Below are 15,720 nucleotides of genomic sequence, written 5' to 3'. Positions count from 1 at the left end.
AGAGGCTGGCTTTTTTAGCACTCCTGTAAAACGTTTCGGGCGATGATCAAACGTTGAATTTCATTTGTTCCTTCATAAATTTTTGTAATCCGTGCATCTCTATAAAAACGTTCGACCGGATAGTCGGATACATATCCCATCCCACCGTGGATCTGAACGGCTTTGTCGGCTACTCTGTTAAATACGTCCGATGCAAATAGTTTTGCCATCGAGGCCTCTTTCACCACTTTTTTACCTTCATCAATCTTTTGGGCTGCCATCATGGTCAACGTCCTTGCCGCTTCCGTTTCTGTTGCCATGTCTGCGAGCATCCATTGAATCGCTTGATTATCAGCAATCGGCTTACCAAATTGAATACGCTCTTTGGCATACCCCGCTGATAATTCAATTAACTTATCACATGATCCGACTGCTCTGGCAGCTAAACCAACACGGCCTTCTCCCAATATTTTAAGCGCGGACATATATCCCATTCCGACTTCGCCGATGACATTTTCTTCGGGGATGATACAATCTTCAAAGATGATTTGAGACGTATATGAACCTCTCAAACCCATCTTTTTGTCTTTTTTCCCAATGATCAACCCAGGGAAGTCCTTTTCCAACAAGAAAGCGGTTATTCCGCCTTTCGCTCCCTTATCTTTGTCCGTTAGAGCAAATACGGTAAATACATCGGCAATCGGACCGTTGGTAATGAAATGTTTGGTGCCGTTCATTACCCAATAATCGCCTTTCTTCTCTGCCCTCGTCGCCAAATTCGTCGCATCGGATCCCGCACCGGGTTCTGATAAGGCAAATGCACCGATCTTATTGCCCGCAGCCATATCAGGTAAATATTTATTCTTCAAATATTCTGATGCTAATTTTACAAGTCCCGTGCTTCCGATACCTGTATGCGCGCTTATTAAGGAAACAAACCCGTTATGAGTCCTTCCCAATTGCTCAAGTACATTGGCCTTTTCTACTGTATTTAATCCGATTCCACCGTACTCCTCGGGAATACTGATCCCAAACAGGCCCAATTCTTTTGCCTTTTCTACTAAATGATCGGGAATCGCGTCTTCTTCTTCGATTTGCTGTGCATAAGGTTCCACTTCTTTTTCTACAAAATTACGAATCATACTTTTCATTTGCTGCATTTCTTCTGTTAATGCTACCGTCATTGGTCATCTTCCTTCCTCAACAAGTTTTCACTAAATGTTATTGCAAGAAGTGTGCCAACTTATGAAATCGTTGTGCCGGGCGGTTTCTCTGAATGTACAGAAGAGAGAGCATTCATTTTTGAATCAAAATGTCCAATATCAAGGGAATGTTGCCGTTTTTTTTGATTCAAATTTGAATCAAGTGATTTAGTTTTGAATCAAGGAGTTGCCACTTATAAAAAATAGACCAATTCAAAGGACCTACCCGGTCTTTGATTGGTCTTTTACCTTTTAAAAAGATGGTTAGCCAGTTCTGACTGTTATCCTGGCTCTCACTAATGCCCAATGCGGTTCTGTTATATCATTGAGGACGCAAACGGAAAACTGAGGTTTACGGAATGTTTTATTCTCCTACATTCAATCTATATTTTTTTAACTTCCTTACTATTGTAGGTTGACTTGTTCCTAAAGCCTCTGCTATTTCGTATGTGGTATGACAATTTTTAACCGCAAGTGACAATACTTTTTCTTCCGCTATTTCCACCGCTTCTTTTAGTGTCATCAGTTCAGTAAATGCCAAACTTGAATTATGAGACTCCTTATATTCTTTAGGAAGGTTTCTTACGGTTAACTCCTGCTCTTGAGTCATGAGTACCATTCGTTCGATCAAATTGGATAGTTCCCTGACATTTCCAGGCCAATTGTAGCGGTAAAAAAACTCGTTCAGTTTGACATCGATTTTTTTATCTTTTTCGTATTTGCAATTCGTCTGATGTAAGAACAGTTGAACCAGAGGCAATATATCGTCTCTTCTTCCCTTCAGTGGGGGAATTGCGATAGGAATCACGTTTAATCGATAATATAAGTCTTCACGAAACTCACCATTTTGCACCATCTCTATTAAATTACGATTTGTGGCAGCAATGATCCGTACGTTTACTTTCTTTGATTTGGTCGCGCCCACACGTCGTATCTCTTTTTCTTGTAGTGTCCTCAAGAGTTTCACTTGCAATGCTAGCGATAATTCACCCACTTCATCCAGGAAGAGAATCCCGTTATCTGCAAGCTCGAGCATTCCCGGTTTTCCATTGGCATTCGCCCCTGTAAACGCTCCACCTTCGTATCCAAATAGCTCTGATTCTAAAAGGTCGGGGGGAATGGCCCCACAGTTTAGTTTAATAAAATCCCCCTGCTTAGCCCTCGTGCTTTGGCTATAGATAAATTTAGCCAACACATCTTTCCCCACTCCCGTTTCTCCTAAAATCAATACTGTCGCATCTACATTGGCAATGCGTTCTGCCATTTCATAAATGAGTTTCATTTGATGACTTGCAATTACGACATCTCCGTTCCTATTTGTTGCCCCTTTTAATCTCTCAATCTCCTTTTTATAGCTATCATTTAATTCATTTGCTTTTTTTAATGCCGTTTGCAATTCATTCAGTTCAGATAAATCCCGGATGTTGGTGACGACTTTTTCTATTTCTCCATCATCATTTATGACTGGATTTCCCGTGATCAAGGTTTCTTTTCCTGAGTAATTATATTGAATCGTAGATACAGACCTTTTTTCTTCTATTACCTTCTGTGTGACGGAACTCTTTAAAATCCCTCTTTTCATCAGAGCATCTACACTTTTTCCTATATAGTATTCTTTTGGGATACCTGTAATCCGTTCTATTGCAGAGTTCGTTTTAAGGGTCACTCCATTTTTATCCGTGATATAGATGACATCGTATGAGCTTTCAATGATGGCTTCCAATTCACGGTTCAACGTCCTTAGCTCTTTTAGTTCCTGTGTGACTTGTTCTAATTCGGATAACTCCGTACCCACGACAACCCCCACCTTTCTATTAGCAACCAAGTTTCGATAAATTTAGTTGTATTTCTTCTTATTTCTCCACAAACCCCAAAATACCTTCTGTACATATCAATCTATGAGAAATGGCTTATAGGGATTTTAAATGATGGCGGGAAATCGAGTAGGAGGGGGTGACTAACCCCCGACCTCTCACACCACCGTACGTACGGACCCGTATACGGCGGTTTCTTTAAGATTGACGTATCGTTGAATATCTTTGGTACAAGCTTAGGAGCCCTAGACGATTCCAAAAGGAATTGTTTAGGGTTCTTTCTAATATAGGACTTTTTGTTACTCGCCAAAGTCCCTTCCTGGAATTTGCCCATTCGTGAGCTTTTCCTTCAGGAACTCCGAGTCTGATAAGGTTCCGCTTCCTCGCTTTAGGCACTTTCCAGCCCTTCCACATGCACATTCTTAACCTTCTTCTTATCCATCCATCTAATTTTCGAAAGATACTTTCTGTGTCCGCTAAGGCGAAGTATCCGCACCAACCCATCAGATATTGATTGAGTCGTTTTATGCGGTGCGCCATCGACCAGCCCTTTGACCTTGAGGTCAATGCTCGAATTTTCTCTTTCAATTTCTTTAGACTCTTATTATGGACTCGAACTTTCGGTATTTTATGTTGTGTGAAAGAAAAGCCTAGGAACTTTCTCTTCCATGGTCTGTCTACCGCTGACTTCTCTTGGTTCACTTTTAGTTTTAACTTCTTCTCAATGAATTCTGATATTGAATTCTTGACCCGATAGCCAGCTTTCTTTGACTTTACATAGATATGAAAGTCGTCCGCATAGCGGACGAATCGATGTCCCCGTTTTTCTAGTTCTTTGTCTAGTTCATCTAGAAGGATGTTAGCTAAGAGAGGACTTAACGGACCACCTTGTGGAGTGCCCATTTCTGTTCTTACAGATATCCCATTTTCCATTACACCTGATTGTAAATATCGATAGATGATCTTTAGAAGGGTTTTGTCCTTTATTTTCTCCGCTAAAATCCCCATCAATTTATCATGGTTTACTTTATCAAAGAACTTTTCTAAGTCCATATCAATTACCCATCTATATCCTTCTCGCAAATATTGTTTGGCTTGTCTTATTGCTTGATGAGCCTGTTTATTCGGCCTAAAACCAAAACTATATTTGGAAAAACAAGGATCATATACACTCGTTAGTACTTGGGCAATCGCTTGTTGGATAAATCGGTCTATCACGGTAGGGATACCCAGTAACCTCACTCCACCGTCTGGTTTCGGGATTTCGACTCGACGAACTGGAGAAGGTTTGTACGTTCCCTCCTCTAACTGTTGACGTAAAGAATCCCAATGTTTCATGATATGACCTCGCAGGTTTTGTACGGGCATATCGTCCACTCCGTGACTCCCTTTATTTCGTTCAACACGCTTGATTGCTTGTATGAGGTTTTCCCGTGATAGTATTTGATTCATCATTAGATATCTCTCCTACGCGAGCGAATGTCTCTATTTCTTCCACTTTCTACTCCACACTCTCAAAGTCCCCCATGGACTTCACCATTTCCTCCTTTGAGTAGCCTCAAATTGAGTTGTCTGTTTCATAATAGAAAGTGCCTCCCTAGGCATCGCTCTTTCTTAAAGATTCGGTCCTTCCCACCTTTCTCGAGATCAGGTGGTACTATGACTTCTGCTGACTTCTGACGGTTCAGCTATTTATCACTAAACAGGTTGCCAAGTGTACTTGGCGTATCCGTCAGACCTCCCCGGGTAAGTGCATAAACTTCCTTTTCATGTACCCGCCTCATTTACTACATTCCCCTTTGGTCGCTGAACTTTGACTTGTTTGGCAGTCTCATTCAAGAAATGCAGCCTAATATGAGATTCGTGTTCCTCGGGTCGAAAATTTGCTTCCAGCTTCCTTCAGATTCCAGGTCACCCTGGACACCCTTGCCTTCAGCTAACGGCTACATCGACCTTCGCCGTTCGGGACTTGAACCCTAAAGCGTATGCACATGCCGGGCACACCAAAAAAGCAGGATCCCTTTATATGAACAGGGACCTGCATGTAGGAGTCATGTATTAAGAATGGATATATATCCGTGGACTCATTTCAAGTTCAGGAACTTTATCAGCAATAGCTTTGCCTATAGGAAAACACGCAGTAGCTGCCGGTGAGGGGGCATTGCAGACGTGAATACTTCGTTTGCTCGGGACAATGAAGAAATCATCGACCAATGTTCCATCTGATTGAAGTGCCTGAGCTCTGACACCTGATGAAGCCGGCACAAGGTCTGCTTCCTGAACGGAAGGAATCAGTTCCTGAAGACTTTTGACAAATGCCTTTTTACTGTAAGAACGCCACATTTCTTTAGCGCCTTCTTTCCAATACTTTGAGGCAAGTTTCCAGAATCCTTTATATTTCATCACTTCAGAAAGGTCCTTCACATCGAAATCTGTCTTTTTATACCCTTCCCTTTTCAAACTGAGTACGGCGTTCGGACCCGCTTCGATCCCTCCCCCGATCATTCTTGTAAAATGGACACCCAAGAATGGAAAATCCGGATTTGGCACAGGGTATATCAGATTTTTTACCAGGTGATGCTTTTCAGGTTTCAACTCGTAATATTCCCCGCGAAACGGGATTATTTGCAAATCAATTTCGACTCCAGCCATTTTTGTCACCCGGTCGCTGTGCAGCCCCGTGCAATTGACTACATATTTTGACTGAAAAGTTTTTTTGTCTGTTACGATCTCAACGTTATGGTCATGCTGCATCACTTGTTTGACTTCTGTATTTAAATGTAGCTCTGCTCCACGCTGAGTTAAATCATGAACCATCCTCTCACAGACTTGTTTATAATCAACAATACCCGCTTGGGGTACCTTTATCGCTTTTATTCCTTTCACATAAGGTTCTTCTTCTTTAATCTGTTCTTCACCAATCAGCGAAATGTCCAGTCCATTTGCCATCCCGCGTTGGAACAAATTTTCCAGCAGTGGCAGTTCAGATTGTTTCGTAGCCACAATCACCTTTCCACATTGATCATAATCCACCCCATGTTCCCGACAGAACTGAATCATTTGTCTGCTTCCCTCAGTTGCAAACTTCGCCTTTAAACTCCCTGGTTTGTAATAGATCCCTGAGTGGATCACGCCGCTGTTATTTCCAGTTTGATGCTTTGCCCAGCCGCTTTCTTTTTCTAACACAGCAAGATTCGCTTGAGGGAAACGCCTGCTTAATGAGAAAGCCGTTGATAAACCAACAATGCCTCCTCCAATGACAATGATATCTTTCATCCTTTTCCCTCCTAGTGACAGCCACTTTTAGACTTTTGCAAAGTAACCTCTTTGTCTTAATAATTCACGGTATAAGCTTGGATTTTTTTCAAATGCTGCCCTTCCATGGAGCCAGAAATGATTGTTGATCATCACGATGTCACCTATCGGCAGTGGCAGTGCGATCGTAGCAGCACTGTTCTCCATGGAGTCGGAAAGTTCTTTTAAATACGTTGCTTGTTCTAATGTTGCAGGATAAGCGAACTGATCAATGAAGCAGATGCAGGGCTTCCCATTTTGTTCATAGAAGGTTTGATTGTATACCGTTTGACTCACGTTTTTACTTGAAGGTGCTTTATATTCAATACGCGCCGTCGCCAAGGGATGGTTTGAGAATCTATCTAAGTCCTCCCAATCGTCTAAATGAAGCAACCGGGATTCTCCTCCAACGGCATTTTCTTCAGCGAATTTCATCATCAACAGCCAGTCCGTCGGCTCATCCACAAACGTACCATCTGTATGTAATGTGAATAAACGATAAGCCTGACGCAGGTACGAATCGCTGCTGTCGGTGTCTTTTACATTAAACCTTGCATAGTAGGTGCTGGACATGGCATCGAAGTTGACTCCCCCTACCAGATGGGTAAGGGCTGTGGAGAATTTAACATAATCTTGATCAGACACCGTTTGGTCCTGCATCCCAATTGTAAATCCTCCGGATGTTCGATCATGTAAAATGGAGCGGATCGTCTCCGCAAAGGTTTCCCCTGCAATTTTCTGTAGCCGTTCAGCTAACACCAGTCGCATATATGGGACATACTCCAACTGTTGTGCATTAACATCCTCATTCTGTTCCAAAAATGTGCGAAGTACTCCGTTACTCACTTCGATGGAGTAAAGCCGATGATGATAAGGATGCTCCTTCACCTCAAATGTATCGTATTTACCTGTAAAAGATTTTAAACCCTCTTGAATCACGTTCATGTTTTCTCCTCCTTTTTCATTTAAGCAATAAAAATAGCCAGCTATATCAATCCTTGCACACATGTATGCAAAGAATATGATATAACTGGCTACGGCCTACTTACGGCTTCTGGCAGGAAGTCCGATAGGCTTAACAGTTATTTTAGATAATGTTAGAGAAATAAATTACTGATCATGGAAGGGTATCCTTCCTAGGAGTAATTTGATAGTAATAGCATATAAAATTGCTGATGATTTGTCAATTATATTTTTGAAAATTCTAACTTTTCTTTTTGATTGATGGATTGGTATTGTTTGTAAGCATCTTTTACAGCAGCAACTAATGCCGATTGAGCTTTACCATAATATTGTCCTTCAATTTCTTCGATAATAGGCGCAAGACCATCGAGCAAACTATGTCCCTTTAATAATTGATCCAGAAACTTTTGGGCATGCCCGGTTGCAAGTGTACAAGACGCATCTAAAATCACCCAATACTTTAAATCTGTCTCTAAAGTAACCGTTAAAGTCTGATGAATATCACTTGCGGCCATCCCCTGCGGCAGCTTGGCATGACCAGCCAGCATGACTGTTTTTTTCAATGTGAGACCTCCTTGTTAGTATGCTAATAAACGTATGTAAACTTTCCTTATTAAAGGATTCGGCACTGTATTCTTAATCCCTTTATCTCTGGTAGAAAACTTAACAAAGTAGATGATTTCCCTTTTCGCTCCCCTTACACTACCAATAAGAACCCAAAAGGAGTGAACACGCATGCCATTTTTACGTGAAGCCGTTGAACGACAGAGACAGCAATTTATTCGTCGGTTGGTGGAAGCTGGTGTTTACAAGCCATGTGATGAAGGATTACAGAAGTTGATCCTTTCGGAGTTGGTGTATGTGTTCAATAAGCATAAGAAGAATTGACCTATAAAAAAAGCCTTACGAGAGGAATCCCCTTCCGTAAGGCTTCGTTACATTAACCGTTTTTGACTTTTTCTTTCAGCTCTTCGATATAGTGCTGAGCCGTTTGCGCGGCGATACTGCCGTCACCTGTTGCTGTTACGATTTGGCGAAGTTGTTTTTCACGGACATCGCCGGCTGCAAAGATACCAGGTACCTTTGTTTCCATTTGTTCGTTTGTTTCGATGTATCCTTCAGAGTTGATGATTCCGAGGTTCGCGAATGGCTTCGTCAATGGAAGCATTCCGATATAGATAAAGACTCCATCCGCCTGGAAGTCTGTTTCTTCTCCATTTTCAGTGGATACAAGGGTCACGCTTCCGACTTTACCGTCTTTATCGTTGATTTCTTTTATTGTATGGTTCCAGATGAAATCCACTTTCTCGTTATCAAAGGCACGCTGTTGCAGGATCTTTTGAGCACGGAGCTCGTCGCGGCGGTGAACGATTGTCACTTTGTTAGCGAATCTTGTCAGGTAAACACCTTCCTCGACGGCAGAGTCCCCTCCACCTACGACAACAAGGTCTTTTCCTTTGAAGAATGCTCCGTCACATACGGCACAGTAAGAGACTCCGCGTCCCCCAAGTTCTTTTTCACCAGGGACACCGATTTTCTTGTATTCTGCACCCGTTGTGATGATCACGGCACGTGCCTTGAATTCTTTCGAACCGGTTTTGACGATTTTGAAATCCTCGCCGTCCACGATTTCCTTGATGTCTCCGTATGCGTATTCCGCACCGAATTTTTTTGCATGGTCAAACATTTTATTAGAAAGATCAGGTCCAAGAATATGGTCGAAGCCAGGGTAGTTCTCCACTTCTTCCGTATTCGCCATTTGTCCGCCCGGCACTCCTCTTTCAAGCATAAGCGTTGAAAGACTTGCACGTGACGTATAAACGGCTGCAGTCATTCCTGCAGGGCCTGCACCTACAATGATTACATCATAAATTTTTTCTTCAGACATAATGACATTCTCCTTCCGAAACAGTCGTAAGCACATTCTTTATTTAATACTATGGCCATACGTTGCAATGGTGCCAAGAGGCCTTCCCTCCATAGTATGAACTTCCTACACCTATCCTATAAAAAATGGGTTCACATCGTCCAAAAATATGCTCATGGAAGGTAACTTTCCACGACTGCTATATATTTTGTCAGGGTGCTTGTGGATAAGTCGAACCGGTCGCAAAGCTGCTTCTTCGTCACCTTTTCATTCCGCAGGCGATTCCAGACGAATTCCGTTGCCGCTGCAAATGCTTTGGCATTCTTGAAGGTTTCCCGTTCCTTGATGCCCCGGTAGGCAATCGTGAACCACGTAAGGAATAAGCCTGATTCCACGCTCGTAATCGGGTGATGATCGCCATAAAGATGAAGGGCAACCTGATGCATATTCTTGATTTCCTGGTTCACTTTGATCGAGCTGTTGCCGTTACTATTCAGTACCTGCGCCAAATACACCTTCTCGACGATCGACAGATCCTCTACATCACAAAAATCTGCGTGAGTGAGGATGGCCCTTTGATTATCAGAGATGGACGTCAGGAATAGGCCGAATAATTTCTCTTCCGTATACTCACTTTGAAGCTTTTTTAAAATGGATGTGACATGATTTTCAAAGCCTTCTGCCTGTTTTTGGTCGTTCCACGGCTCGAGCCCTTCTTTTTCCGGATTGATATCAAGTACTTTTTTCCACGCATTGCGGGCCGTATCTTCATGACCCGTTTCATAAGCGGAATAGGACAACCAGTAATAGAAGCTCGCGTCGCCTTCGAAGCCGATCTTCTGAAGGGACTTCAACCAATCATACGCGCGCTTTGAATGCCCCACAAGAGCAAACGTTGCGCCAAGCTTGTAACGGTGTTCATGGAGAAGGGGACGGACCTTCTCGAGACCGTGGATCAATTCCTCCAGCTCGTCATGGCGTTTTTGATAGAAATAAAAGACAGCCGTATTGCATAGTGCATGAAGATTCCCCGGATTCTTCTCAAGCACCTCTTCCAGGGTGGCGGACGCTTTATCCACTTCACCCAGATAGAAGTAAGCAAGGGCCAGATTATTATAAGCGGACCAGAATTCCGGATAGTCCCGGATGACTCCCTGTAAGGTATCCACGGCTTTCTGGAAGTGACCGGATTCGAGGAGTTCCCTTGCTTTTTCCTGCTGGACGATGAGCTCATCATGCTCATACAGATCATCCACAATCAAGTCGGAATCGAGTTCCAGAAGCTCCAGTAAATCTTCGGCATCCTCGACGAATTCACCGTACTCTTCCTTATCCAGGTAAGTAGAGACCTGTTCGTACGCCTCTTTAAATAAACCCAGGTGGGCATAGTTATTGGCCAAGAAATAATGGCATTCCGACATATGGGGATCGAGATCCTCCAGTATATTATGCAATAAATCATTGGAACGCTTGTATTCGCCCAGTTCTGTATACACAATCGATAATTGACAGGCAATCATCGGTTCAATCGGTTCTAATTGAAACGCTCTATTTAAATATTTTAACGATTTCTTGAGCTCACGACGTTGATAAGCTTTCATCCCTTTATTGTAGTAATACTCACCAGTCGGGACAAAAGACAACACTTTCGCTTCATCACTACTTAATTTTGACCCTTTTCTCATCAAAGTCCTCCGAAACGTTCATAGTATAACTACAGTAGTATATCATACAATACACCCGTACTAAACTACCATATTTTGAGGGACGGACCTTCGCGCCATGCGCAAAGGTCCGTCCCTCAAGATGTTATTTATTATGACGTTCCACGAGGACATCCAAGACTGCTTCGAGTGGAAGTTTTTGTTCCCTTAGTAAGACAAGGACGTGGTAGAAAAGGTCGGCGACTTCCCATTTGAGTTCTTCACTGTCCCTGTTTTTCGCGGCAATGATCACTTCTGATGCTTCTTCCCCTACTTTTTTAAGGATTTTGTCCACCCCTTCTTCAAAAAGGTAGGTTGTGTATGCTCCTTCCGGACGCTCGATTTCACGATTTTCGATAAGTTTTTCCAGGGTGAGAAGGATATTTTCTTTTGATGGCCTCTCCTCACCAAAGACTTCTTCATGGAAACAGCTGTCCTCCCCTTTATGGCATGCAGGACCTTTCTTCGAGACGAGGACCAGAAGGGCATCCCGGTCGCAATCCCACGTGATATTCTCCACCGTTTGTGTATTACCGCTCGTTTCACCCTTATGCCAAAGTTCTTGACGTGACCGGGAATAGAACCATGTTTCCCCGGTCTCAACGGTTTTTCTAAGTGAGGTTTCATTCATATAGGCTAATGTCAGTACATCCTTCGTTGCAGCATCCTGTACGATGGCGGGCACAAGGCCTTTGTCGTCATACTTCACGGATGTGATCCAATCAGTGTTTGTCATCGTACGTGCACCTCTTCTTTCCTTAAGTAGCTTTTTACTTCTTCTACACTCGTTTCTTTATAATGAAAAATGGAAGCTGCCAGGGCCGCATCGGCTTTTCCTTCTGTGAACACGTCTTTAAAGTGGGCAGCATTCCCGGCACCGCCGGAAGCAATCACGGGAATCGACACCGCTTCGCTGACTGCCTTTGTAAGAGCCAGGTTAAAACCTTTCTTCTCTCCGTCGCTGTCCATGCTCGTCAGTAGGATTTCCCCCGCTCCGAGAGCTTCTACTTCCTTTGCCCATTCAACGGCATCAAGGTCTTTCAGCTTCCTGCCTCCGTGGGTGTAAACCTTCCACCCCTTGGTTTCTTCGTCATATTTGGCATCAATCGCCACTACGATACATTGGGAGCCGAAGTAATCGGCCCCTTCCCGGACCAGCTCAGGCCGAAGTACGGCTGCTGTGTTCAGGGAAACCTTGTCCGCCCCAGCCCGGAGGATCGCTTTCATATCCTCCACCGAATTGATCCCTCCACCCACTGTAAAAGGAATCGCTAATTCGGCTGCCACATGTTGAACGACCTCGACCATGGTTTTACGACCTTCGTGGGAGGCGGATATATCCAGGAACACCAGTTCATCCGCACCTTGCTCATCGTATACCTTTGCAAGTTCAACAGGGTCCCCCGCATCCCGCAATTCCACGAACTGAATACCTTTTACCACCCGGCCATCCTTTACGTCCAGACAAGGGACGATACGTTTCGTTAACATGAACTCACCTCGTTTACAGCCTCACTGACAGTGAACTTCCCTGTGTAAAGGGATTTCCCGCAAATGGCACCTGTTACGCCCCGGGATTCATATTCCTTTAATACCTTAAGATCTTTCAGTGAGCTAATGCCTCCAGACGCAATCACTGATTTCCCCGTTTGTTCGGCAAGATCCACAACTGCTTCAACATTGGGACCAGATAGCATTCCGTCTGTGGCAATATCGGTGAATATGAATGTTTCTGCACCGGCTTCAGCGAGTTCCTTTCCAAGATCGACGGCTTTAAGAGCAGAGGTTTCCAGCCACCCATGGGTCGCCACATAGCCATCCTTCGCGTCAAGTCCGATGGCAATCTTATCACCAAATTCCATTAGCCATTCTTTTACTAATTCCGTGTTGGAAACAGCAATGCTGCCAATGATGACCCGATCAACACCCCTGTTCAAATAGTGTTCGATATCCTCTTTAGATCGGATGCCTCCTCCGATTTGAACCTTGGCATCGAGTTTTTCTGCAACGGCAATCACGAATTCATCATTGATCCGTGAGCCTTCCTTTGCCCCGTCAAGATCCACCATATGGATCCACTCTGCCCCTTCATCGGCGAATTTCTTTGCCATATCGAACGGGGAGTCTCCGTAAACCGTTTCCTGATTATAATCCCCTTGCACCAATCGTACGCATTTCCCGCCCCGCATATCGATGGCTGGATAAATCGTAAAACTCATGAGACCCTCTCCTTCACTCGCTTTGTAAAGTTTTCTAACAGCTGCATGCCAAGTTCGCCGCTTTTCTCAGGATGGAACTGCATGCCGAAAATATTGCCACGGCTCACGACGGCAGGAATCTCCACTCCCGCATAATCAGCGCTTGCCACAATCACGTCTTTGGATCCTTCATGCACATAATAAGAATGCACGAAGTAAACATAGCCTTCCGTTAACCCTTCTAAAAGGGTGGAGTTTTTCTGGAAACGAAGAAGATTCCAGCCCATGTGAGGCACTTTATAGGCATTCCCTTCCCTATCCTCTTTCGGAATGCGAAGCACTTCCCCTGGCAGCAGAGCCAACCCCTTCGTCGCTCCATTTTCCTTACTTTCCTCAAAAAGGAGCTGCATGCCCAGACATATGCCAAGGAGGGGCTTGCCGCTTGCCGCAAAGGTCAGGATGGTTTCTTTCAGGTGGGTGGTTTCAAGAAGACTCATGGCATCCTTAAAGGCACCTACACCGGGCAGTATCAACCCATCGGCCCTCAATAACTCTTCTTGTACATCACTTATAAAGTAAGGGACGTTCAATCGTTCCAGCGCTTTACTTACACTGAACAGATTTCCCATTCCATAATCCACAATTCCAATCATGAATCATAACATTCCCTTCGTTGATGGTACCCCTTTTACACGGGGATCGATTGTGGTCGCTTCATCAAGGGCGCGTCCCAGTGCTTTGAAGATCGCTTCGATGATATGGTGGGTATTGTGACCGTAATGCACGATGACATGAAGGTTCATCCTTGCTTCAAGGGCGAGCTTCCAAAGGAATTCATGAACAAGCTCCGTATCGAATGTCCCCACTTTCTGACTCGGAAGTTCTGCGCGGAATTCAAGATGGGGGCGGTTACTCAGATCCACCACGACTTGAGCCAGGGCTTCATCCATCGGGACCATGGCCGATCCATAACGCTTGATGCCTTTCTTATCTCCGAGTGATTCAAGCAATGCCTGTCCGAGGCAGATGCCGATATCCTCTGTCGTGTGATGATCGTCGACCTCCGTGTCCCCGCTTGCCTCAATCGTACAATCGAATTGTCCATGCTTCGTGAACAGATCCATCATATGACTCATGAACGGGACCCCTGTCTCGATCCTCGAATTCCCTTCCCCATCGATTCCAAAACTCAACCGGATATCTGTCTCATTCGTCTTACGCACAATCTCTGCACTTCTCACCATGATGTCCTCCTTTTTTGGAGGGACGGACCTCCCGTGGGAGGCTTGTCCCTCTTCCCTATTTTTCTTTATCGAATCGAATCTCCACTGCCCTCGCATGGGCTTCGAGGCCCTCTAATCGGGCAAGTTTCGCGATTTTTCCGTAGTTTTTCTCCAGTGCCGTTTCACTATAGGATATGACACTTGTCTTCTTCATAAATTCATCCACATTCAACGGACTTGAGAAACGGGCTGTCCCGTTCGTCGGCAGAACATGATTCGGTCCTGCAAAATAATCCCCGACAGGTTCAGAGCTGTATCTTCCTAGGAAAATCGCTCCGGCGTGGCGGATTTTCGCCATCGTTTCAAAGGGCTTATCCGTCAAGATTTCCAGATGCTCGGCGGCGAGCTCATTGACGAGCTCAATTCCTTCCTCTAAATCTCTCGTCACATAAATGGCACCGAAATCGAGGATGGATTGACGGGCAATCTCTTCACGAGGAAGAGTAGCCAATTGACGCTCAACCTCTGCGGATACCTCTTCCGCAAGAGCCGAAGAATTGGTCACCAGAACTGCTGAAGCAAGCGCATCATGCTCTGCCTGAGAAAGAAGGTCTGCAGCGATTTCATTTGCCCGCTGATTTCCGTCAGCCAGGATCACGATTTCACTCGGTCCGGCGATCATATCAATATCCACATCACCGAACACTTCCCGTTTTGCCAGGGCAACGTAAATGTTCCCCGGTCCCGTGATTTTATCCACAGGCGAGATGGATTCCGTCCCGTATGCAAGTGCGGCAACGGCTTGAGCACCACCGACCTTAAAGATTTCCTCCACTCCTGCTACCTTCGCGGCCACGAGAACCCCCGGAGATAATGTTCCATCCTTGCCTGGAGGTGAAACCATTGTAATTCTCTTTACCCCTGCCACCTGTGCCGGCAGTACATTCATCAAGACGGATGATGGATAGGCTGCAGTCCCACCGGGAACGTACACACCAACCGAATCAAGGGGTGTGAGCTTTTGACCTAACATCGTTCCATCCTCATCCGTTGTGAACCATGATGACCTCTTTTGCTCTGCATGGAAGGCACGTATATTATCCGCCGCTTCTTCAATGATGGAGACCATTTCCGGATCGAGAGTGGAGAATGCTTCCTCTATCTCCTTCTCGGTGACTTTATAGTTCTCCAAATGGATTCCATCAAATCTCTCTGTATACTCACGTACGGCTCTGTCTCCATCCTGTTTAACAGAAGCAATGATTCCCCGGACCGCCCTGCGCTGCTCCTCCGTACCACTATCCACAGAACGCTTAATCGACGCCCCGCTTATATCCCTAATAATCTTCACAGAACTCACCAACCTTTATGAGGGACGGACCTGTTATCAGGACCAGTCTCCATATGTAATCTCTATTTAGAGGGACGGACCTCGATTTTCAGCGGTATTCCGTCCCAAAAGCTTCTTAAATTCCTG

At 44.7% G+C, this 15,720-nt stretch carries 15 protein-coding genes; 1 reads left to right on the top strand and 14 read right to left on the bottom strand.

Going from position 1 to position 15,720, the window contains the following annotated elements:
* Positions 1–14 precede the first annotated feature (14 nt).
* The 6 genes from V8G47_RS09485 to V8G47_RS09460 form a co-directional block, all read right to left on the bottom strand.
* On the bottom strand, positions 15–1,163 hold the full coding sequence (locus V8G47_RS09485; RefSeq protein ID WP_226676206.1) for an acyl-CoA dehydrogenase family protein: 1,149 nt from the start codon (positions 1,161–1,163) through the stop codon (positions 15–17).
* A 382-nt stretch (positions 1,164–1,545) separates the two neighbouring features.
* Positions 1,546–2,976: a sigma-54 interaction domain-containing protein gene (locus tag V8G47_RS09480; RefSeq protein ID WP_336199893.1), complete on the bottom strand. Its 1,431-nt coding sequence runs from the start codon at positions 2,974–2,976 to the stop codon at positions 1,546–1,548.
* A 217-nt stretch (positions 2,977–3,193) separates the two neighbouring features.
* On the bottom strand, positions 3,194–4,450 hold the full coding sequence (gene ltrA / locus V8G47_RS09475) for a group II intron reverse transcriptase/maturase (protein WP_336199892.1): 1,257 nt from the start codon (positions 4,448–4,450) through the stop codon (positions 3,194–3,196).
* 603 nt (positions 4,451–5,053) lie between these two features.
* The gene (gene lhgO, locus V8G47_RS09470; protein ID WP_336199891.1) at positions 5,054–6,271 is read right to left on the bottom strand and encodes an L-2-hydroxyglutarate oxidase; all 1,218 of its coding nucleotides are present in this window, start codon (positions 6,269–6,271) and stop codon (positions 5,054–5,056) included.
* Between the two features lie 27 nt (positions 6,272–6,298).
* A complete protein-coding gene (gene glaH / locus V8G47_RS09465; protein WP_336199890.1) occupies positions 6,299–7,234 on the bottom strand; it encodes a glutarate dioxygenase GlaH in 936 nt (311 codons plus the stop codon).
* A gap of 242 nt (positions 7,235–7,476) precedes the next feature.
* Positions 7,477–7,800 carry a DUF3870 domain-containing protein gene (locus V8G47_RS09460; protein WP_336199913.1) on the bottom strand — a complete coding sequence of 108 codons (324 nt, stop codon included), beginning with the start codon at positions 7,798–7,800 and terminating at the stop codon, positions 7,477–7,479.
* A 187-nt stretch (positions 7,801–7,987) separates the two neighbouring features.
* Between V8G47_RS09460 and fbpA the strand changes: the two genes are divergently transcribed.
* On the top strand, positions 7,988–8,140 hold the full coding sequence (gene fbpA, locus V8G47_RS09455; protein ID WP_336199889.1) for a Fur-regulated basic protein FbpA: 153 nt from the start codon (positions 7,988–7,990) through the stop codon (positions 8,138–8,140).
* Between the two features lie 52 nt (positions 8,141–8,192).
* Here the strand turns inward: fbpA and trxB are convergent, their stop codons facing one another.
* The 8 genes from trxB to hisD all read right to left on the bottom strand — a co-directional run bounded on the left by trxB (position 8,193) and on the right by hisD (position 15,594).
* A complete protein-coding gene (gene trxB, locus V8G47_RS09450; protein WP_034764251.1) occupies positions 8,193–9,140 on the bottom strand; it encodes a thioredoxin-disulfide reductase in 948 nt (315 codons plus the stop codon).
* A 152-nt stretch (positions 9,141–9,292) separates the two neighbouring features.
* On the bottom strand, positions 9,293–10,804 hold the full coding sequence (locus V8G47_RS09445) for a tetratricopeptide repeat protein (protein ID WP_336199888.1): 1,512 nt from the start codon (positions 10,802–10,804) through the stop codon (positions 9,293–9,295).
* 124 nt (positions 10,805–10,928) lie between these two features.
* The gene (gene hisIE, locus V8G47_RS09440; RefSeq protein ID WP_336199887.1) at positions 10,929–11,558 is read right to left on the bottom strand and encodes a bifunctional phosphoribosyl-AMP cyclohydrolase/phosphoribosyl-ATP diphosphatase HisIE; all 630 of its coding nucleotides are present in this window, start codon (positions 11,556–11,558) and stop codon (positions 10,929–10,931) included.
* Positions 11,555–12,313 carry an imidazole glycerol phosphate synthase subunit HisF gene (hisF, locus tag V8G47_RS09435; RefSeq protein ID WP_336199886.1) on the bottom strand — a complete coding sequence of 253 codons (759 nt, stop codon included), beginning with the start codon at positions 12,311–12,313 and terminating at the stop codon, positions 11,555–11,557. The genes hisIE and hisF overlap by 4 nt, the downstream gene beginning before the upstream one ends.
* Positions 12,307–13,041, bottom strand: coding sequence for a 1-(5-phosphoribosyl)-5-[(5-phosphoribosylamino)methylideneamino]imidazole-4-carboxamide isomerase (gene hisA, locus V8G47_RS09430; protein ID WP_336199885.1), 735 nt, complete (start codon positions 13,039–13,041; stop codon positions 12,307–12,309). The genes hisF and hisA overlap by 7 nt, the downstream gene beginning before the upstream one ends.
* Positions 13,038–13,673, bottom strand: a complete 636-nt coding sequence (hisH, locus tag V8G47_RS09425; RefSeq protein WP_336199884.1) for an imidazole glycerol phosphate synthase subunit HisH — start codon at positions 13,671–13,673, stop codon at positions 13,038–13,040. Before hisH ends, hisA begins: the two co-directional genes overlap by 4 nt.
* 3 nt (positions 13,674–13,676) lie before the next feature.
* Positions 13,677–14,261, bottom strand: coding sequence for an imidazoleglycerol-phosphate dehydratase HisB (gene hisB, locus V8G47_RS09420; protein WP_201449617.1), 585 nt, complete (start codon positions 14,259–14,261; stop codon positions 13,677–13,679).
* A gap of 58 nt (positions 14,262–14,319) precedes the next feature.
* Entirely contained in the window at positions 14,320–15,594 is a 1,275-nt protein-coding gene (hisD, locus tag V8G47_RS09415; RefSeq protein WP_336199882.1) for a histidinol dehydrogenase, read from the bottom strand.
* Positions 15,595–15,720: the final 126 nt, after the last annotated feature.

The sequence above is a fragment of the Rossellomorea sp. LJF3 genome (genome assembly GCF_037046045.1).
Classification (GTDB): domain Bacteria; phylum Bacillota; class Bacilli; order Bacillales; family Bacillaceae_B; genus Rossellomorea.
The sequence above is the reverse complement of the archived record's forward strand: the minus strand, read 5'-3'. Positions and strand labels throughout refer to the sequence as shown.

Excerpts from the sequence above, each read along its gene's own strand:
- hisA (WP_336199885.1), bottom strand. The coding sequence starts at position 13,041 with ATGAGTTTTACGATTTATCCAGCCATCGATATGCGGGGCGGGAAATGC.
- trxB (WP_034764251.1), bottom strand. The coding sequence starts at position 9,140 with ATGTCTGAAGAAAAAATTTATGATGTAATCATTGTAGGTGCAGGCCCT.
- hisH (WP_336199884.1), bottom strand. The coding sequence starts at position 13,673 with ATGATTGGAATTGTGGATTATGGAATGGGAAATCTGTTCAGTGTAAGT.
- lhgO (WP_336199891.1), bottom strand. The coding sequence starts at position 6,271 with ATGAAAGATATCATTGTCATTGGAGGAGGCATTGTTGGTTTATCAACG.
- hisIE (WP_336199887.1), bottom strand. The coding sequence starts at position 11,558 with ATGACAAACACTGATTGGATCACATCCGTGAAGTATGACGACAAAGGC.
- V8G47_RS09485 (WP_226676206.1), bottom strand. The coding sequence starts at position 1,163 with ATGACGGTAGCATTAACAGAAGAAATGCAGCAAATGAAAAGTATGATT.
- ltrA (WP_336199892.1), bottom strand. The coding sequence starts at position 4,450 with ATGATGAATCAAATACTATCACGGGAAAACCTCATACAAGCAATCAAG.
- fbpA (WP_336199889.1), top strand. The coding sequence starts at position 7,988 with ATGCCATTTTTACGTGAAGCCGTTGAACGACAGAGACAGCAATTTATT.
- V8G47_RS09460 (WP_336199913.1), bottom strand. The coding sequence starts at position 7,800 with ATGCTGGCTGGTCATGCCAAGCTGCCGCAGGGGATGGCCGCAAGTGAT.
- glaH (WP_336199890.1), bottom strand. The coding sequence starts at position 7,234 with ATGAACGTGATTCAAGAGGGTTTAAAATCTTTTACAGGTAAATACGAT.
- V8G47_RS09445 (WP_336199888.1), bottom strand. The coding sequence starts at position 10,804 with ATGAGAAAAGGGTCAAAATTAAGTAGTGATGAAGCGAAAGTGTTGTCT.
- hisF (WP_336199886.1), bottom strand. The coding sequence starts at position 12,313 with ATGTTAACGAAACGTATCGTCCCTTGTCTGGACGTAAAGGATGGCCGG.